General features: G+C 34.6%; 21 protein-coding genes. 12 read left to right on the forward strand and 9 right to left on the reverse strand.

Annotation, left to right across the window (positions count from 1 at the left end; genetic code table 11):
• From COL05_RS15850 to COL05_RS15860, 3 genes are all read left to right on the forward strand, one after another.
• Positions 1-958 (forward strand): RNA-guided endonuclease InsQ/TnpB family protein (locus COL05_RS15850; RefSeq protein ID WP_098669322.1); only part of this gene is annotated, 958 nt, incomplete at its 5' end.
• A gap of 151 nt (positions 959-1,109) precedes the next feature.
• A complete protein-coding gene (gene gntP, locus COL05_RS15855) occupies positions 1,110-2,435 on the forward strand; it encodes a gluconate permease GntP (RefSeq protein WP_098669323.1) in 1,326 nt (441 codons plus the stop codon).
• A 168-nt stretch (positions 2,436-2,603) separates the two neighbouring features.
• Positions 2,604-2,801, forward strand: coding sequence for a YjcZ family sporulation protein (locus tag COL05_RS15860; protein WP_098669324.1), 198 nt, complete (start codon positions 2,604-2,606; stop codon positions 2,799-2,801).
• 53 nt (positions 2,802-2,854) lie between these two features.
• On the opposite strand, the gene COL05_RS15865 is transcribed toward COL05_RS15860, so the two are convergent.
• The 6 genes from COL05_RS15865 to COL05_RS15890 all read right to left on the reverse strand — a co-directional run bounded on the left by COL05_RS15865 (position 2,855) and on the right by COL05_RS15890 (position 11,418).
• Positions 2,855-4,828 carry an FtsX-like permease family protein gene (locus COL05_RS15865; protein WP_098669325.1) on the reverse strand — a complete coding sequence of 658 codons (1,974 nt, stop codon included), beginning with the start codon at positions 4,826-4,828 and terminating at the stop codon, positions 2,855-2,857.
• Complete coding sequence (locus COL05_RS15870) at positions 4,825-5,577, reverse strand: ABC transporter ATP-binding protein (protein ID WP_071757563.1); 753 nt, start codon at positions 5,575-5,577, stop codon at positions 4,825-4,827. Before COL05_RS15870 ends, COL05_RS15865 begins: the two co-directional genes overlap by 4 nt.
• A 20-nt stretch (positions 5,578-5,597) precedes the next feature.
• Positions 5,598-7,553 carry an ABC transporter permease gene (locus COL05_RS15875; protein WP_098669326.1) on the reverse strand — a complete coding sequence of 652 codons (1,956 nt, stop codon included), beginning with the start codon at positions 7,551-7,553 and terminating at the stop codon, positions 5,598-5,600.
• A gap of 79 nt (positions 7,554-7,632) precedes the next feature.
• Positions 7,633-9,603, reverse strand: a complete 1,971-nt coding sequence (locus COL05_RS15880) for an FtsX-like permease family protein (protein ID WP_098669327.1) — start codon at positions 9,601-9,603, stop codon at positions 7,633-7,635.
• A gap of 94 nt (positions 9,604-9,697) precedes the next feature.
• Positions 9,698-10,720: a sensor histidine kinase gene (locus COL05_RS15885; protein ID WP_098669328.1), complete on the reverse strand. Its 1,023-nt coding sequence runs from the start codon at positions 10,718-10,720 to the stop codon at positions 9,698-9,700.
• Between the two features lie 2 nt (positions 10,721-10,722).
• Entirely contained in the window at positions 10,723-11,418 is a 696-nt protein-coding gene (locus tag COL05_RS15890; protein ID WP_000276736.1) for a response regulator transcription factor, read from the reverse strand.
• A 207-nt stretch (positions 11,419-11,625) separates the two neighbouring features.
• On the opposite strand from COL05_RS15890, the gene COL05_RS15895 reads away from it, so the two are divergent.
• Together COL05_RS15895 and COL05_RS15900 are read left to right on the forward strand one after the other, a co-directional pair.
• Entirely contained in the window at positions 11,626-11,898 is a 273-nt protein-coding gene (locus COL05_RS15895; protein ID WP_001070523.1) for an autorepressor SdpR family transcription factor, read from the forward strand.
• Positions 11,895-12,533 (forward strand): SdpI family protein, encoded by a 639-nt coding sequence (locus COL05_RS15900; RefSeq protein WP_098669329.1) that lies wholly within the window; start codon positions 11,895-11,897, stop codon positions 12,531-12,533. Before COL05_RS15895 ends, COL05_RS15900 begins: the two co-directional genes overlap by 4 nt.
• Positions 12,534-12,628: 95 nt before the next feature.
• On the opposite strand, the gene COL05_RS15905 is transcribed toward COL05_RS15900, so the two are convergent.
• Positions 12,629-13,501, reverse strand: a complete 873-nt coding sequence (locus COL05_RS15905) for an AraC family transcriptional regulator (RefSeq protein WP_098669330.1) — start codon at positions 13,499-13,501, stop codon at positions 12,629-12,631.
• Between the two features lie 306 nt (positions 13,502-13,807).
• On the opposite strand from COL05_RS15905, the gene COL05_RS15910 reads away from it, so the two are divergent.
• The 4 genes from COL05_RS15910 to COL05_RS15925 all read left to right on the forward strand — a co-directional run bounded on the left by COL05_RS15910 (position 13,808) and on the right by COL05_RS15925 (position 17,835).
• Positions 13,808-14,578 carry an ABC transporter ATP-binding protein gene (locus COL05_RS15910; RefSeq protein WP_000859654.1) on the forward strand — a complete coding sequence of 257 codons (771 nt, stop codon included), beginning with the start codon at positions 13,808-13,810 and terminating at the stop codon, positions 14,576-14,578.
• Positions 14,565-16,514: an ABC transporter permease gene (locus tag COL05_RS15915; RefSeq protein ID WP_098669331.1), complete on the forward strand. Its 1,950-nt coding sequence runs from the start codon at positions 14,565-14,567 to the stop codon at positions 16,512-16,514. Before COL05_RS15910 ends, COL05_RS15915 begins: the two co-directional genes overlap by 14 nt.
• A 143-nt stretch (positions 16,515-16,657) precedes the next feature.
• Positions 16,658-17,236, forward strand: a complete 579-nt coding sequence (locus COL05_RS15920; protein ID WP_098669332.1) for a class I SAM-dependent methyltransferase — start codon at positions 16,658-16,660, stop codon at positions 17,234-17,236.
• Complete coding sequence (locus COL05_RS15925; RefSeq protein WP_098669333.1) at positions 17,236-17,835, forward strand: DedA family protein; 600 nt, start codon at positions 17,236-17,238, stop codon at positions 17,833-17,835. Before COL05_RS15920 ends, COL05_RS15925 begins: the two co-directional genes overlap by 1 nt.
• A 71-nt stretch (positions 17,836-17,906) precedes the next feature.
• Here the strand turns inward: COL05_RS15925 and COL05_RS15930 are convergent, their stop codons facing one another.
• Together COL05_RS15930 and COL05_RS15935 are read right to left on the reverse strand one after the other, a co-directional pair.
• Entirely contained in the window at positions 17,907-18,290 is a 384-nt protein-coding gene (locus tag COL05_RS15930) for a hypothetical protein (protein ID WP_098669334.1), read from the reverse strand.
• Between the two features lie 30 nt (positions 18,291-18,320).
• Positions 18,321-18,779 carry a helix-turn-helix transcriptional regulator gene (locus COL05_RS15935; RefSeq protein ID WP_098669335.1) on the reverse strand — a complete coding sequence of 153 codons (459 nt, stop codon included), beginning with the start codon at positions 18,777-18,779 and terminating at the stop codon, positions 18,321-18,323.
• 217 nt (positions 18,780-18,996) lie between these two features.
• On the opposite strand from COL05_RS15935, the gene COL05_RS15940 reads away from it, so the two are divergent.
• The 3 genes from COL05_RS15940 to COL05_RS15950 all read left to right on the forward strand — a co-directional run bounded on the left by COL05_RS15940 (position 18,997) and on the right by COL05_RS15950 (position 19,861).
• Positions 18,997-19,344: a YxeA family protein gene (locus COL05_RS15940; protein WP_098669336.1), complete on the forward strand. Its 348-nt coding sequence runs from the start codon at positions 18,997-18,999 to the stop codon at positions 19,342-19,344.
• A 75-nt stretch (positions 19,345-19,419) separates the two neighbouring features.
• Positions 19,420-19,599, forward strand: coding sequence for a hypothetical protein (locus COL05_RS15945; RefSeq protein ID WP_098669337.1), 180 nt, complete (start codon positions 19,420-19,422; stop codon positions 19,597-19,599).
• Between the two features lie 43 nt (positions 19,600-19,642).
• Positions 19,643-19,861 (forward strand): hypothetical protein, encoded by a 219-nt coding sequence (locus tag COL05_RS15950; protein ID WP_098669338.1) that lies wholly within the window; start codon positions 19,643-19,645, stop codon positions 19,859-19,861.
• The last annotated feature ends 13 nt before the right edge of the window (positions 19,862-19,874 follow it).

A 19,874-nucleotide genomic window follows, 5' to 3' on the forward strand; every position in this document is an offset into this window, starting at 1 on the left:
AAAGATCAAGAAGCGAAAGAGATATGAGTGGTTAAAAGACATTAATGCACAAGTTCCCAAACAGGCTTCAAAAGATTTTGATACGGCGAGAAAACATTCGTTCAAAAAGTATAAAAATGATTATCACACTTCTTATAAATCAAAAAAAGATGTAATCCAAGGATTTTATGCCAATTATGAAAGACTGATTATAGGAAAGAAAGTAGTTCATATTCAGTCCATTGGTGAAGTGAAAACAAGTCAACAACTAACAAGAAACAAAAAGCCATCCAATCCAAGAGTTACCTTTGATGGTCGTCACTGGTGGATTAGTGTAGGGTTCCAAGAAGATTTTGTATTCCAAGAACTAACCAATGAGTCGATTGGTGTGGATGTTGGGTTAAAAGAGCTGTTTGTAGCTTCTAATGGTATGAAAGAACGAAATATAAACAAAGATGCCAAGGTTAAAAAACTTTTGAAAAGGAAAAAGTCAGCGCAAAGAGATATGTCTAGGAGATTTAAAAAAGGTATGAAAATTCAATCTGCCGGATATGAAAAAGCGAAAGCTGAGCACCTGCGGTTAGCTAGGAAAATTACGAATATCCGAAATAACCATATCCATCAAGCAACAGCTAAATTGGTGAAAACCAAACCAATGAGGATTGTTGTGGAAGACTTATCTATCTCAAACCTGTTAAAAAACAAAAAACTATCGAAAGCATTTTCCTTTCAAAAATTACACTTCTTCTTTCAATGTTTATCATACAAGTGCGAGAAGTACGGCATTGCGTATGTAAAAGCTGATAAATGGTTCGCTTCAAGCAAGATTTGCTCATGTTGCGGCGTTAAATACGACCATTCAGTTCAAACAGAAGGACAGTGGAGTTTAAAGATTCGTGAATGGCGTTGTGCTTCATGCAATAGCTATCACGATAGGGATGTAAATGCGTCGATAAAATTATCAAGATGGGTAAAATAAATGCTTGATAATAGGAGGTAACGATACTGCCTCGTGTGGAGTGTTATACCCCTCGTCCCTTTGGGGCTGCGAGAACACGATGAAGCACTAACTTGTATAAATTTGATTGAATTGTATAGATTTAGTTAAGTTTATCGTATCGGAATGAGAGATGGCTATATACTTATTAATCGTCACGTTACTTGCAATTGCGATTGTTATTTTAGGGGTATCATGGTGGAAATGGCATGCATTTATTAGTTTAACAGTTGCGAGTTTATTTTTAGCTATCATGTCTGGATTGAATTTGACAAAAATAGTGATTGCCTATGAAACTGGTGTCGGTAGTGTACTAGGGCATTTAGTTGGTATTTTAGCCCTCGGAACAATTTTAGGAAAAATGATGTCCGATTCAGGGGCCGGCATGCAAGTGGCAGACTTCTTTATTCGATTTTTCGGTGTGAAGAAACTACCTTGGGCTATGTTATTTGCAGGATTTGTTATAGGGATTCCAGTATTTTTTGAAGTGGGGATCGTCATTTTATTACCACTTGTTATTTCCATTCGAAAAACGACGAAGCAAAATATATTATTAATTGCGTTACCTGTTATTGCTGGATTATCTATTGTGCACGGGCTCGTACCACCACATCCAGGGGCGATGACAGCAATCGGTATTTATAACGCGAACTTAGGAAAGGTACTTTTATATTCATTACTTATCGCGTTACCAGCAGCTATTATCGCAGGACCGATATTTGCAAAGTGGGTACATAAAAGGGTTATACCTGAAAATGAACCAGAGCTTATTCGAGTTACGACTGTCTCAACTGATTTACCGAGTCGTAAAGTTTCATTCTTTATTATTTTATTACCAGTTGTATTGATGATTTTATCGGTCGTTGCACCATATATTTCATTACCGAAAAAGATAACTGAATTTTTTGTATTTATTGGAAGCCCAGTAATTGCTTTACTTATTTCATGTTTCGCAGCATTTTATTTACTTGGGATAAGACAAGGAATTAATAAAAAGATGATTAAAAAATTAACGGATGAAAGTTTATTACCAGTCGGTTCCATTATTTTAATTATCGGTGCAGGCGGCGGATTTAAACAAATATTAATTGAAAGCGGCGTTGGAACGGCGATTGCGCAAATGGCAGAACATATATCGTTATCACCAATTGTATTAGCTTTCATGGTAGCTGGATTAATTCGAATTGCAACAGGTTCAGCAACAGTAGCGTTAACGACAGCAGCAGGAATTGTTTCACCAGTTATTCAGCACATGTCTGGTGTGAATTTAGAATTGCTCGTTATAGCAACAGGTGCGGGATCATTAATGTTTTCTCACGTAAATGATGCAGGATTCTGGCTTGTAAAAGAGTATTTAGGTTTGACAGTAAAAGAAACGTTTAAAACGTGGACGGTGCTGGAGACATTGTTATCATTTATTGCATTCGGTTTTGCCCTTGTGTTGAATATGTTTCTTTAAAAGATACCTGAATAGGTATCTTTTTTTGATGAAGCCCATTTCCGAAAACAAGCCCGTTTTTAAGAAAGCCAAGCTTCCTATTCGCCCTGAAAACATACTATAAATGGAATCCCCTCATTTAGAGCAAGGTGAACTTGTTATGAATGATACTAAAGGAGGAATAGAGTAATGAGCGAAAAGTGTGAACACAGACATGATGATTGTAACCGCAGACACCATGGTTGCGGAGGCGGTTTTGCGCTTCTAATCGTATTGTTTATTTTATTAATCATCATCGGTGCTAGCTGCTTCGGCGGTGGAGGCGGTTGTGGTTATGGCGGTTACGGCGGCTACGGATATGGTGGCTATGGCGGATATTGCTGCTAATTATTAAAAACTATTGAAAATGGCCTTGTGCAATATGCACAAGGCCATTTTATTCACATTTTTATATGCTGTGATAATTTATTAATGTACAGAGAGCGGATTAAGAAGAAGAAAATGATCTCGATAATCCCGAAAAAGGTGAGTACGATACATGTTTCTTTTAGTAATGAGAAAGAAAACATGCTTTGTAAAAACTTAACCGCAAATAACGTGTGAACACCAGCGACGATGTAAGGAACGAAAAATAAAATTCCTAATTGAATCGTTGCAGAGCGAAACATTTCTGATTCAGTTAAGCCAAGTTTTGTAATCGTAATATACTTTTGTCTCTCAGTTGTTAAGTCATTATACATACGGAAATATAAAACACTAGCCGCACCGATAAAGAAAATAAACCCGAGAAATGCCCAAATAAAGAATTGAGCAACTGCATTTCCTTTACCGTAAATGAGTTCATCCGTAGCTGTATGAATGTAAAAAGGAATTTGAGCATGTTCTTCTTTGGTTTTTTCAAAGAAATCACTTGCATCAGCACTAATCGTACGTAAAATGTTTTTCGTCGGAACAATTGCATTTTCCCAATTCTCTACGAAATAGTTATAAATTATAGTCGTTTCAATATGAGGAATCATATTATTAAATACATAATCTTGTACGACAACTAAATGTGGGAATGCAAAGGATGGCTCGACCCCCTTATTAATAAACCCTTTAATATGAAATTCTTTTTTATTAGATCCAAGTGTAATCGTATTTTGTTTCGCAAATGGATTAGATACGAGATTGAGAAGTTCTGGTGAGTGGCGAGAAATAATATAAACTTGTGTAGAATCAAGTGTTATTTCCGGTCTTTTCAATTGTTTAGCAATTGCGTTATAATCACTCATCTTCATAAGCATAATATCTTCTTTTGAAGCTGTATCTTTTAATACTGTAAACTTATATTTTTTGTAATCGAAATTGCTATTTGTAAGCTCAGTTTCAATTGTAGTAATATGTTTTTGTTCAAGGGAATTGTCACCTTCTGATGTATAAGTGAAGGGGACAGGGTACCGCTCTAGTACCGATGCTTTCGTATTATTATTAGCAGCAAATAATCCAATAATAATTGTAAATGCAAGTGCAGATAGCATAGAAACGATAAAGAGTACATTAATATTACTACGAGTACGAGCAACTAAGTCTGAAATCCATAACATATTTATTTGTTTTAAATAAAACTTTCTGCGCTTTTTTAAAATATAGATAAAAAGAAGAATTGTTTGTGAAAAGAATAAATATGTCCCGACTACTACGAGCGGTAAAATAGATAACATAATGAAAAAGACAGATCCATTTTGTACATTTTTTTCTGTTACATAGCCTCGCGGGTAACCAGCAATATAATAGCATAGCCCTAAACAAATTAAAGCGAATAAAGAGATGAGTATAGATGGCCGTTTTTCAGCTTTCATTTTTTTGTTACCTTTAATGAGTTGCGCTGTTTTACGAGTACGAATGAACAGTGGCGTAAACGTAGAAACGATTAAAAATAAAATGATAAACGTTACGGTTGTAACGATAATTGCCTCTGTTGGCCAATATAAATAGAGACCTTTCGCACTTGTTAATTTCGAAGTGACTAATAAGAAAAAGTTAGAAAATACTAGGCCACCTTGAATGCCGATAAAGATAGATAATATCCCAATTATCATGTTTTCGGTAAATAGCAGTCTTTTTAATTGTCTCTGTGAAATACCGAGAATCGTGAGTATCCCGAATTGCTGCTTCCGTACATTTAAAAATGTTCCAATTGAATATAAGAGAAAGAAGAACGAGAACATAACAATAACAAGCTGTGCTGTACTAGCTAAGTTCATTAGAGGATTACGTTCTTGAAAGCTTTGTACATTTTGTAAGCGTGGATGATACGCATACACAGTAAATGAAAAGAAAACCATGATAGAAAAAGCACTACTTACAAAATAAGCGAAATATGCTTTAGAATTACGCGAGACATTTTTAAATGCAAATTGCCAAAATGTCATCCACGTCTTCCTCCTAATAATGCTAAAACATCTAATATTTCTTGATAAAACTTCTCGCGGTATAATCCGCGGTGTAATTCGTTGTAAAGCTCGCCATCTTTAATGAAAATGACGCGGTTACAGTAACTTGCTGCAAATGGATCGTGCGTAACCATTAAAATTGTTGCGTCTTCTTCTTTATTTAATTTCGTAAATAACTCCATCACGTCAATTGCCGCTTTTGAATCTAAATTTCCTGTCGGTTCATCGGCAAGTAGAAGTGACGGATGATGAATAACAGCACGTGCTACTGCGGTACGTTGTGCTTGTCCCCCAGAAACTTCAAAAATACGTTTGTCTAAAATATGATCAATGCCAAGCTTTTTGGAAATGTTATTAAGCTTTTCGTCCATTTCTTTTAATGGAACATTATCTAATGTTAAAGGTAGTACGATATTTTCACCGATTGTTAGTGTATCTAGTAAGTTAAAGTTTTGGAAAACAAACCCTAACTCTTGGCGGCGGAAAATAGCTAACTTCTCTCTACGAAATGTGTGCGGTTTTTTTCCGTTAATCACGACATCACCAGAAGTAGGGGAATCAATTGTAGAGATAACGTTTAAAAATGTAGATTTACCACTACCAGATGGTCCCATGATAGCGACAAATTCACCTTTATCTACATGTAAATTTATATTTTTTAAAGCAGTGTGAGGGACTTTTCCTTCATACACTTTTGAGACGTTTTTTATGTGTAAAACTTCTTCCATAGTAATCACCTTTCTATCCTTTAAAACTTAATGTGTTGTGATAATTTTTGCATATAAAAGGAACGAATTAAAAGGAAAAATAAAATTTCAACCGTTCCAAAAATCATCAGTACGACTGTAATCTCAGCGAAGAATGAGAGATGTAATACTTCTTGTAGCATCTTTGTCGCAAACATCGTATGAATCGATGCCATAATGTATGGAACAAAGAAAAGAATCGCAAGTTGAATTGTAGCAGATCGCTTCATCTCAGCTTCTGTTAAACCGATTTTTGTAATCGTTACATACTTTTCTTGCTCATTTGTTAAATCGGTATACATCCTGAAGTAAAGGACACTACCAGCACCAATAAAGAAAATAACACCTAAGAAAGTACCGATTAAGAAGAACGAAGCGACATTTTGTTTTGTTGTGTATAGAGAATCGCTCGCTTCACTTGCATGGAAAGGCGTGTGCTCTGCTTGAATGTTGTTCCCGTCGGTATTAATTTTGTCTATGAATAACGAGCCGATGTTATTAGCTTTTTCCCAGTCCTTAACTTTAAAGCTATATACACTCATCTGTTTTGAAACGGATGATAACGCTTCTACATTTTCATCAGATAGTATGAGCAATTGGTATATTAAGCGGTTTGGGAATGGGTTATAACTTTTATATTCTTTCACTTGTAGTTGTAAATTGTTTTGAGTAAGTGTAAGAGTATTTTTCTTGTCTTTATTATGAAGCGTTCCAATAACCTGATCATCTAAGTCTTTTATAAGAATATAAGATTCATTCTTATTTACCGTGAGCGTTTCCCAATTTAAAGCCTTAGCAAGTACATTATAGTCACTTTGTTTAATTGCATAATAGAGCTGCGAATTTTCTTCCGCTGAAGATACTTCATATATATCCGTTTTAAATTGTTTATAAGTAAATTGCTCTTCGTTAAACTTTTGTTTTAACCAATTTAAATGTTCATCCGCTAACGTATTTTCAGTATGTGATAAATATGTAAAAGGAAAAGGGTTTTCTCTTACTGTATCGAACTTCATAAATTTACCAAAACCATATAAGAATGTAATCATAGTAAAAGCAAGTGTTGATAGCATCGCTACAATAAAGAGCATGTTAATGTTTGTCCGAATGCGTGCTGCTAAATCAGAAATCCAAAGCATATTAATTCGCTTCATATAAAATGTTCTTCGCGTTTTTAATATACGAATGAGTAAAAAACTGATTTGTGAAAAGAAAAAGTATGTTCCAGCTGCAACAAGTGACGGAATGAGAAATATACTGGTGGCGGCGTACAAAAGCCCAACTACTTCGCCGAGCGACATGAAATATAGCGGATTTGCTGCTAGTACGTATCCAGATATTAAACATGTCGCACCAAATAGAGAGATGAGCACAGATGCTTTTCTTTCTTTTTGTTTTGTTCCTTCTTTTAAAAGGCGTACAGCCTTTCTCGTTCGAATGAGCATCGGCGTAAACGATGAGACGAGAATGAAGAGTCCTAGAAAAATGATCATAGTTAAAATAATGGCAGCTGTTGGCCAATATAAATATAAACCAGGAACATGTGTAATTTTGGCGGTAACTAATAAAAAGAACTGCGAGAAGACAAGTCCAAGTTGAACGCCGAAAAAGATGGAAAGAACACCAATTAGCATGTTTTCTAGAAATACGAGTCTCTTTAATTGTTTTTGAGATATGCCAAGTACTGTTAAAATCCCAAATTGCTTTTTTCGTACTTTTAAGAAGGTACCGATTGAATATAGTAAAAAGAAAAACGAAAAGAATACAATGACAACTTCTGAAATTGTCATTAATATGTTCAGAGCAACATTCACGTCTGTCATATGCAATTTAGGATGAAATAAATAAACTGCAAACGAGAAAAAAATTGCGATGGAAAACGCACTGCTTACAAAATAGGCGAAATAAGCTCTGGCGTTCCGGGTCACGTTTTTAAATGCAAACTGCCAAAATGTCATTTGCCTAGCCTCCTAGTAGGATGAAGAGGAAAAGGCTATAAGAGATACCCTTTTCCTCTACTAAATACATTCATAAAATTTAACCATTCGTATACTCTGATAACTTTTGCATGTAAAAGGAACGAATGAATAAGAAAAAGACGATTTCAACTACGCCAAAAATAATAAGAACAGCTGAAATTTCTTTGAATAGTGATAGATCAATTACATCTTGGAGCATTTTTGTGGCAAACATTGTATGAATGGATGCCATAATGTAAGGGACGAAAAATAAAATACTAAGCTGAATAGTTGCAGATCGTTTCATCTCTTTATCTGTCACACCGATCTTAGAAATTGTTATATATTTCTCTTGTTCGTTCGTCAAATCTGTATACATTCTAAAGTAAAGAACGCTACCAGCTCCGATGAAGAAAATAACTCCTAAAAATGTTCCGATTAGGAAGTACGCGGCGCTACCAGATGTGATTCTGTATAATGAACCTGCTGATTCATAGGAGCGTATAAGGGGGCCTTTGTATTGGAATGCCTGCCGATCTCTTTGTATTTTTTTCATAAAATCATCAGCAATTTTATACGTCTTTTCCCAGTTTTGTACTTTATAATTGTACGCTGCTACATGCTTTGTTGTATTTGGTAAGTTATTTATAACAGTGTCAGGTAAAATTAAAGTTTGGTATGAAAAGTTAGATGGAATGGCCCCTGCTTGTTCATAGCCCTTTACTTGTAATTGCGTATTTGTGCTAGAAAGTGTAATAGACTTTCTATTGTAACTTGGCTCAAATTCACTAAATAAGGTTACATAAGCGCTACCTGTTAAGACATATGCTTCATTATCGTTCATGAATAGTTGTTTCATTCGCAGGGAAGCTGCGAGTTTATTATAGTCACTTTGTTTTATTGCATATATGTCATTATAAGCTGTTATGCCTTCATCTTCTTTCAATGGTGTTTCATATAAATCAGCTTTTATTTTTTTATAAGAGAAATGCTCTTTTCGTAATTGTTGTTCAAGCCAATTTAAATGATCATTCACAAAAGGATTTGCGTCATAAGAAAAATAAGAGAATGAAAAAGGTGAACTTCGCGTAACTTCTAGCTTTGTAAACTTTCCGACTCCATATAGGAACGTAATCATTGTGAAAGCAATTGTAGAGAGCATTGCTACAATAAACAGCATATTAATATTCGTTCGGATGCGGCTTGCTAAATCAGAAATCCAAAGCATATTAATCCGTTTCATATAAAATTTTCTTCTTTTCTTTAAAATATAAATAAGTAAGAAACTAATTTGAGAAAAGAAAAAATATGTTCCGATTGTAACGAGCGTTGGAATCACAAAAATACTTGAAACCATATATATAACGCCTACTTGCGAGTTTATTGAGAAGAAATATTTAGGATTTCCAGCTAAAATATAACCACTTAATAAACAGATAGCACCAAATAGAGAGATTAATATGGATGGTTTTCTTTCCTTTTGTTTCCTACCATTAGTTTTTAAAAGGTTTACCGTCTTTTTCGTACGAATTAGCATAGGTGTAAATGAAGATACAGCGATAAAGAGACCAAGAAACACAATCATTGTTAAAATGAAAGCATTCGTAGGGATATATAAATATATCCCTGGTAGATGTGTAATTTTCGCTGTCACTAATAAGAAAAACTGCGAGAAGACAAGTCCAAACTGCATACCGAAAAAGATAGATAAAATACCGATTAACATATTCTCCATAAAAACAAGACGATGTAATTGTTTTCTCGATATTCCTAAAACGGTTAAAACGCCGAATTGTTTTTTTCTAACTTTTAAAAAAGTGCCAATGGAATATAGTAAAAAGAAGAAAGAAAAAAATACAATTACTACTTCTGAAAATATCATTAATCCTGAAATTTCAGAGACCATGCCAAAGTTTTGTAGTTTTGGATGAAATAAGTAAACTGCAAACGAAAAGAAAACAGCAATGGAAAAAGAACTGCTAACGAAATAAGCAAAATAAGCTCTTGAATTACGCGTTACATTTTTAAAGGCAAACTGCCAAAATGTCATAATATGTACCTCCCGCTAGAAGGTACACATGTAGTTTTATTGCAAAAAATGTATGAGAGTGCGTTCTCATACATTTTGCTAGCATATGTTTCGATCATGCTTCAGTCACCTTCTCTGCATGTTCTGCTTGATTATTTACAGCGTTGTGGAAGATGATTTTAATCGTTGTTCCTTTACCAACTTCAGAATCTAGTTTGACAGAGTGACCTAAATAATCACAAATTTTACTTACAATATAAAGTCCCATACCAGTAGATTCTCCGAATGCGCGACCATTTTTCCCAGTGTAAAACGGTTCAAATACTCTTCGAATATCTTCTTGCGGAATACCAACACCTTCATCGCGAACTTCTAAAATAATATCTTTTCCGTTTCGGTAAGCAGATAAGAATACTTTCTTTCCGCGCTCACCAGAGTAACGAACAGCATTTGTCATTAACTGATAGATGATAAATTTTAGCCATTTCGCATCAGAAGCAACCTTTAAATCAGAATGAACTTCTAAAACAGGGAAGACTCCGTTTCGAATGAATAATTCTTTTAAGCCATTAATATTTTTTGTTACCGTATCTTTTAATGAAATAGTCTCAACATGGAAATCTTCATGGAAGTTATTTAGCCTTGCCATATATAAAGCCATATCCAGTCCTTGATTTAATCGCTCTAATTCTTTTTTGAATTTCGGAATCAAATGCTCATCTTCCATTTCGAGCACCATAAGCTGCATAACGGACACAGGTGTCTTCATTTGATGCACCCAGTGGTTAATGAATAATTGATGTTCTTGTTGTTTTACTTCATACGATTGTAGTTCTTTTTGGAATAGACGGTATTGCGTGCGTACGAGTTCATTTACACCGTGAGGCATCGGAGCAGTTGCTCTTTCAATAAACGCATCTTCCATTTTCTCTGGTTGCTCACTTAATCTATGGTACATTCTACGGTTGCGGACGTAACGATAAGCGAGGAAACAAATGAATAAATATAAACTTAAAACGATGAAGTAAAATTTATTATTTTGAAATCCATCTACTGCATCATACAGAACGAAAATGATACCGAAGTTTAATACGTATAGTAGAAAAAATGCAAAATGATCACGTAAAAATAGCTTCATGCTTATTCACTCCAAGTTGCGTTAAAACGATACCCAAGTCCACGTACGGTTTCAATAGCATTTTCAATACCAAGCTCGTTGAACTTTTTACGAAGACGCGTAATGTTTACGTTTAATGTATTTTCCTCAACGAAGCTTTCGTCGTCCCAAAGAGCGGCTAGTAAATCTTCACGGCTCGCTGTACGAGGGAATTTAGATAATAACATTTCTGCTAAAATTGCCTCTTTCTTCGTTAAAAGAACTTGTTCAGCACCGAAATGAATTTCTGGGCGTTCTGGGAATAGTTTTAAACCTTCTACTTCAACGATACGTTCAGAAATGTTTGGTGCATAATCACCGTAAATACGGCGTAATTGACCTTTAATTTTCGCCATTACAACGTCGTAGTGGAACGGTTTTGTAATATAATCATCCGCACCGCTTTCAATCGCCATAATTTGTTCCATTTCACCAGCACGCGCTGAAATGAAAATAATTGGACAAGTAGATTCATGGCGAATTTGACGGCACCAGTAGAACCCATCGAATTTCGGTAAGTTTACATCAAGTAAAACAAGATGTGGCTTTACAGCGTTAAACGATTCCATAATATCATCGAAGTTCTCCGCAACAACAGCTTCATAGCCGTATTTTTGAATGTGAGATTGTAGTAATGATGAAATATTTGGATCGTCTTCAACGATTAAAATTTTATACATATGTATATTCCTCCTAAAAAAACAATTGTAGCTATAGTGTATCATGTGTTTCAAGTCTTTTCATTATGTTGAATGATGAGCTAGTAAACAGTATGGGTTAAAAGTGAGAAAAGTAAAAAGGGCGTATGTATAATTGACAATGAATTGAAAACGTTTTAACATTTAGATAAATATCTAAATGTCTAATTAGTGAAAGGAAGAAAGACATTGAATCAAGCATTCAAAGCATTAGCAGATCCAACAAGGCGAAAAATTTTGGACTTATTAAAAGAAGGTGATTTAACTGCTGGTGAGATTGCTGAACATTTCAATATGACAAAGCCAAGTATTTCACATCACTTAAACGCACTTAAAAATGCTGAACTTATTCAAGATGAAAAGAAAGGTCAATTCGTTATGTACTCTTTAAACACAACTGTATTTCAAGATTTGTTGACTTGGGTGTTTACATTTACGAATAAGGGGGAAGAGGGGAAATGAGGAAGCATATATTTCCGTTATTATTAATTGCTTTAACGATTATTGCATGGTGTGCCGCGTGGCCATATTTACCAGGCGAAGTTCCGAGCCATTGGAACCTTGCTGGTGAGGTAGATGGACATATGTCAAAAATGGGAATGATGATTTTTGATGTATCAATTATGGTTTTTATATATGCTTTATTGACTTTATTGCCTAAGATAGATCCGAAGCATGGGAATTATGAGAAATTTTCTAAAGGATATAATGTAATGAATTATAGCGTATTATTCCTATTATTTTTAGTAAGTATCATTGGAATTGGGGCTGGATTAGGTTATGACATTCCAATGAATAGTACACCGCATATTCTTGTTGGCCTTTTATTTATAGTCATCGGAAACTATTTACCGCAGTGCAAACCAAACTACTTTGTCGGTATAAAAACACCGTGGACGTTAAGTAACGAGGAAGTGTGGAGAAAGACACACCGTTTTAGTGGGAAGGTGTTTGTTGTATTAGGAGTTATTATGATTTTAAGTATTTTTGCACCGGTAGCGTGGAAAGCTTTCCTAATCATTGGCATTATTATTGGTGCAGTAGGATTAACGATGGGATATTCATATGTCGCTTATAAAAAAGAACTAAAAATGTAAATAAAAGCTGCTTTTCCTTCTAAGGAAAAGCAGCTTTATTTTTATCCCACTTTAATGGGCAGTAAGACCCCCACCTCAAAATNNAAAGTTTCACTTTATTTCCTCAAAACTGGTATCCAAATTTCACTTTTAAAGTTTGGAGAAGATATATCTTTCTGTTCATTCCACAATATTTCCGGTCCTTCCGCTAGTTCATAGTTTGAGGAAGGAAACCATTCGGAGTAAATGCGTCCCCATACATTTTGTAATGTTTCAGGAAATGGGCCGACAGCTTCAAAGATAGCCCATGTTGAAGCTGCGACTTCAAGTTGCGCGAATTGTGCTGGACAATCTTTCGTTGTGGCTACTCCAATGTAGTGATCAAGTTCTCCTTTTTCCTCCATTCTTCCTTCAGAAAAGTTAGTAGAAGCACTAATGATTCCATTCGGTTCCATGTTTGAGAGTGACTTTAACGTTTGAATGGACTTTGGATTTAAACTTTTCCACATAGAAGCAATTTCTTCATTTACACCGTTAAACACAATCGGTACACGTTTTGTAATACCAATGATTCGAAATGGTTCTTTTTCTTCAATTCGATAATTCATTTCATTTCCTCCTTGAATCGATAACTGGAAGGTCATTGGTGAATAAGCTTTCAAAGAATGACTACCATTTCGGGCCTCTGAAGGTGTTATGCCATGCAAGTTTTGAAAGGCACGTGCAAAAGAATCCGGTGAGTTGTACCCATATTTTATAGCGACATCAATGACTTTTGTATCGCTATCTTTTAGTTCAAAGGCAGCAAGAGTAAGACGTCTACAGCGAATATATTCTGATAGTGATACGCCAGCTAGGAAAGAAAACATTCTTTTGAAATGATATTCAGAGCAGTAAGCTATTTTTGCGACTTCTTTAAAATCAATTTCATCTGTTAAGTTGTGTTCAATATATTGCATGGCCGCATTCATGTTTTTAAGTGAATCCATACGATGACCTCCTTGTTAAATAGAATAGCAGGAACAAACGAAGTCCATCCGACATTTCATGCACAACTTTGTAGGGTACATTTTTAACCTTACAAAATTGTAATGTTCCTGTAAGGAGAATGAATGGATGGTATGATATCCCAATGCTATAGTAACAAAGTACTTTCGTTCAGTAGGTTAAATTTTTATATCTTTACTTATGCGTCTTACATAACTGTCATGTTTGTGTAAGAAACATCGATAGTGGCAAGAGTAGAGAGTGTATATAGTTGAAAATAGAGAATAGAAGAAATGAGGGATGTCGAGATGAAAACAGTGTTAGAAGCAAAAAATATTGAAAAAGTGTATGACACGGGTGGTAATAAATTTGCAGCGTTAAAAGGTATTAACTTACAAGTAAAAGAAGGTGAGTTCGTTGGAATTATGGGACCTTCTGGTTCTGGTAAGACGACTTTACTAAACGTTCTTTCTACAATTGATAATGCGACGAACGGTGAAATTTTAATTGATGGAAAAGATATCGTGAAGATGAACGATGATAAGTTAGCGTTATTCCGCCGCGACCATTTAGGGTTCATTTTCCAAGATTATAATTTATTAGATACGTTAACGGTAAAAGAGAACATTGCGTTACCTCTTGCGTTATCAAAGGTGAAAGCGAGTGAGATTGATCGCCGCGTTCTTGAAATCTCAAAGAAATTCGGTATTGATCATATTTTAAGTCAGTTCCCATATCAAGTGTCAGGCGGACAGAAGCAGCGCTGCGCAGCATCGCGTGCAATTGTTACGAATCCTAGTATGATTTTCGGGGACGAGCCGACAGGAGCGCTTGATTCTAAATCAGCGACAGATTTACTTGAAAGTATGAAGTCGTTAAATGAATATGATAACTCTACAATTTTAATGGTAACACATGATGCGTTTGCGGCGAGTTACTGTAAACGGGTTATTTTCATTAAAGATGGAGAGTTATATAAAGAATTGCACCGTGGTGAACTAACACGTAAACAGTTCTTCCAACAAGTCGTTGACGTAATGTCTTCCATTTCCGGAGGTATGGCTGATGACCTTATCTAGCATTGCCCTCCGCAACATACAGCGGAACTTTAAAGACTACTTTGTATATTTTGCATCTATGATCTTTAGCATCGTCATTTATTTTACATTTAAGGCGTTGCAGTATAATTCACAAATGGAAAAAGCGGCGGAAGCTTCTAAAAAAATTAGCGGAGCGTTCCAAGTTTCCAGTGTCATGCTAATTATTTTCGTAGCGGTGTTCATTATATATTCGAACGGTTTCTTTACAAGGAAGCGTAAAAAAGAAGTTGGACTATATTCCTTATTAGGTATTCGTAAAAGACAGATTGGTAAAATGCTCTTTTATGAAAATATGTTAATGGGATTAATGTCATTAGTAATCGGTATTGCGATCGGTAGCGTTCTTTCAAAACTATTCCTTGAACTACTAATAAGTATGATGGGAATAAACTTAAACGTTCATTTTGAAGTACCGATGGCTGCAGTTATTGATACAGTACTTATTTTCTTTGTGATTATTTTGTATACATCACTTCAAGGATATCGTTTAATTTATCGATTTAAGCTAATTGAACTTTTCCGAGCAGAACGTGAAGGAGAAGCAATGCCAAAAGGATCTGTCATTATGGCGTTAATTTCAGTTTTCTTAATCGGCTCAGGTTATTTCTTAGCGTTAATGTTTATGAAGGCAGTTATGTATGCAAACTTTATGGTAGTTGCACTTTATATATTACTTGCAACAGTGTTAGGTACGTATTTACTATTTATGTTCTTTACAGTATTCGTATTGAAACGTGCAAGAAATAATAAGTCAGCGTTTTATAATGGTATGAATATGATAACGACGTCACAGTTACTATACCGTATTAAAGGAAATGCAAAGTCACTTGCGACAATATCTATTTTAAGTGCAGTGACATTAACAGCGGTTGGTACGTCAGTTACGATGTATTACAACACATTTACGCAATCAAAAACATCCATGCCATACAGTTACTCTTATGAGAAAAAAGATGCAGAATTGGATAAGAAAGTAAATGCAATTCTTGTGGAGGAGAAGCAGGATCACCCTGTTAAAGATCAATTTGAAATTGAAACGGTTCCTGTCAAAGGGAAGTTCGAAGGAGATAAAGTTGATTTCATTCTTAATATGAATTACACGATTTCAGAGAAATATCAGTTTATATCTCAATCTGAATTCAACAAAATTGCGAAAAAAATCGATGCGGAAACAGTGAATGTAGCTACTGGCGAAGCATTTATATATGATAGTTCTTATATGGAAGGGTATGAGTTTAGCCCTGAATATAAAGGAAATAAAGCGGTATTCCAAATTGGAAATGAAACGAAGACATTGACGATCCAAGGTGTAAATAATACTGCAATTACGAACTTAGGTGAATTATTTGTTATCGTTCCAGATGAAATGTATGCACAAGCGAAGCAAGCATTTGGAACACGTGTTGTAAAAAATATTGATGTAAAAGATGAAAGAAACAGTAAAGTATTAACAGAAAAATTAACAAAAGTGATGCCAGCTGGTGAATCAGAAATGGTACCACCATTTAGAGACTTCTACACTGGTTTCCATATGGGACTTGAAGCAACTGGACTAATGATGTTCATCGGACTATTCTTAGGCTTAGTCTTCCTATTAGCGACAGGCTCCATTATTTACTTCAAGCAGCTTACAGAAGCAAGTGCTGACCGTGATCGTTACATTGTCCTTCATAAAGTTGGTGTAACGAAACAAGAGATGAAGAAAGCTATTGCAAAACAAGTAAGCTTTATCTTTGCTATTCCGTTAATTATTGGTATTTTACACAGTTTATTTGCACTAAAAGGTTTGTCAAATATATTACCATTCGAAATTATGATCCCGCTCCTAATTAGTATTGGAGTATATGGCATCATTTATATCGGATATTACTTCCTAACAGTTCGTTCTTATTATAAGATTGTGAGTGCGAAATAATAAATGAGCAGCTATCGCTATATGCGATAGCTGTTTTTTCATTCTTCATAAAATCTTAAGAAATCTCCTCAATTTTTGTTAAGAAACGATAGTTATACTTAGAAACAAGTTAAAAACTATCGAGCGAATGGGGAGAGGTTTACATGCAACTCATAACATTCTTACATGAATTTATAAAACATCCGAAACATACTGGTGCGATTGCGCCAAGTTCAAAAATATTAGCAAGAAAAATGGTAGATGTAATTGATTTTCATAGAGCGAAATGCATCGTAGAGCTAGGTCCTGGTACAGGTGTTTTCACGAAAGAAATTATGAAGAGAAAGAGGAAGGAAACAATATTTCTTCTTATTGAAATTAATGAAGTGTTTTGTAAAGAGTTGCAGAGAAAGTTTAAAAATGAGCAGAACGTCATTGTTGTACACGGCTCAGCTGAAAATATACAGAAGTATATGGAAGAGTTCAATATAGAATGCATTGACTATATCTTATCAGGATTACCGTTTACTTCTTTACCAGAAGAAGTTTCAAGGCGTATTTTAAACAATGTAATGGAAGCGATACATGAGAATGGTGAATTTATTACATTTCAATATTCACTTGTGAAAAAAGGATTTATACAACATTTCTTTCCTGAAATTACGCTCGAAAAAGTGTGGCTCAATTTCCCGCCAGCGTACGTCTTTAGTTGTAAAAAAGAGTTAAGGAGAGCATATGCCTAATGGAATTACATGAATTATTATCTTATATTGAACAGTACGGTTATTGGGCATTATTTTTCTGCTTATGGTTAGGTATTATCGGTATGCCAATTCCAGACGAAATGATCGTAATGAGTGGTGGTTTTGTCTCTTCACTAGGGATATTAAATGTCATTCCAGCATTTTTACTAACATATTTAGGCGTTGTATCTGGCCTATCTTTAGGTTATATAGTAGGGAAAATATTTGGTAGGAAAGTACTGGATAAGTTAATGAAAAAGAAAAAAGCGAAATATCTTTTGGAATCTCAACAAATGGTAGAGAAGTATGGTCATTATGCGTTAGTCACAAGTTATTTTATACCAGTTGTAAGACATATCGTACCGTATGTAGTTGGAATGAATAACATGTCATTTAAGACGTATGTCTTGTATTCCTATACGACAGGATTTGTTTGGACACTCGTTTACTTTGTGCTCGGTTCTTTATTTGGAAAACACATTAACAGAATTGTAGCGATTGCGATAGAGTATGGCGTGTATTTTGGTGGGATTGTTTTTGTTGTTGCGAGCGGTGTATATTTGTACAAGCAAAGAAGAAGTACGGTGATGAGTAAGTAAATAGAAGATAGGTTTATGTTTATTGAGAGTAGTATAAAAGGGAGAGTTATTTTGTAAAATAACTCTCCCTTTTAATGTAATAGCTCCTTATTACTTTCATTAGGTGTTGTCTGAAATACAGTTATATAAATTGTTAATATAGTTGTATTAATTAAATTAGCTAATACAGTCATAAAATCACTTGATGGAGTGACAAGAACGAAGATTGAAAGTATGGCAGAAGCAAGAGGAATAAACTTTTGTAGTGTAGTTAACTTTCCATTTTTATGAAGCCTCGAAGATTGAAAGAAGCAAAGTAAGAAAATAAAGGATGTAAATAATAATCCTAAATATCCCCAACCATCTTCAATATACCAAGGTAAAAAGCTCATTCGTGATGTGAAAATAAATAGATTTAATACTAACGTGCTAATGATTAGCGTGTTTAAAATGGTAATATTCTTCTGTTTTTTCATTTGAATTACACTCCGGAATTTTTTTAGACTTTACTGGGATGCTTTTGCCATTTCTATAAATCTTTGCTCAATTTCATCCAAATCGAATGAATGGCATATTCTGCGGTCTTCTTTATCTAAAATTCGATAGTGCTGAGATAAAATATTTTGTTGTATTTGATAGCCATTTGATTCTTTTATTTGTCGCCACCACACTTTTCCTCCTAAAGTCTTCGGGAAGTTCGTATTGTAATGTGTAAAAGCGATTGTTTTTATAATTTCATTCACATCATCCCCAAATGTCATTTGGACTGTATCACACTGTTCGAAGAGTGTTACGACACAAACTGCACCTGACCATGTTAGCGTGCGTCTTCCTTTTTCAATTTCTACTAATGTTTTCTTCGATAAACCGATAATTTCTGACATTTTATCTTGGGATAGATTATTTTCAACACGGATGAGTTTTAATTTTGAATTAACGAGTTCAATAAATGATTGTTTATCCATTATGCAGCTCCTTTTTTGTTTATGGTGTAAAATTACACTATAAGTGTAATTTTGTCAACGGTAGTGTGGAAAGTTCCTTTTTACTATTTTGATCTTTCTAATTAATATTTCACTTTTAGTTTAAGAAAATGTTAAGAAACAGTACGAGTTTTTATTAAGAAATGGGTCCTATACTTAGAAACATCTTAAAGAAAACAGAATGAAAGGTGGCATATAGATGAAAAGATTTATTTTTGGATCATTACTTGTTATCGTCGCAGGAGCGGCATATTTATTAAATGGGAGTAAGTTAGTAGATCAAATGAATCCATTTCTTGATATAGAGCACCATTATGCAATAATTGATAACGATGGTAAAGAGTTAGGTGGAAATAAAGCTCGTGAATATAAAGTGAAAGCTTATGATGAAAATGGTAAGGAAAAAGAAGTTACAATTGACGGAGTAGATGAATTATCAAAAGGTTCATACTGGCATGTGTTTACGAGAGGTAAGTTCTTATATGATAAAGTGAAAGTAACGATAGATAAAATTCCTGATGGAGCAAAGATGAAGTTAGGATTTTAAGTATAAAACCGATCCTCAATGTGGGAATCGGTTTTGTTATTTTATGGTAAAATGTAAAAGGGAGGAGTGAGAGTTATGTTACTCATCGTTAGTCTTATATTAATCGGGATTATGTGTAGTATGAGAATAGTATCCTTACATATGGTAGAACGAGACAAAATAGAAGAGCGATATGTATATTGTCCAAAATGTAATGCGAAAATTAGAAGAGGGAATTTTGCTCCGTTTTGTTCGAGATGTAATGTAATATTTTAACGAAAGTAAATCCGAAATCATTTTGTATGGTTTCGGATTTTTTATGTTGAAAATAGAAGAAATAAAGAGTGGAAAAAAGTTTGAACAAGGGATTGAGTATACGAATGTTAGTGAAGGATATCCCATTATTATGAAGTATGTCGTAGAGATTGATAGAGAAGTTTTGAGGGTGTTACTACCTGATGAAAGAAGGATTCTTCCTACTATGCTAGAGTGTGATGAATGTTATAAGACCCAGTTGGATGATATCGAGGGAAGTTGATAAAAAAGGCTTG

Origin of the sequence: Bacillus sp. AFS059628 (assembly GCF_002571225.1) — a bacterium.
Classification (GTDB): Bacteria; Bacillota; Bacilli; order Bacillales; family Bacillaceae_G; genus Bacillus_A.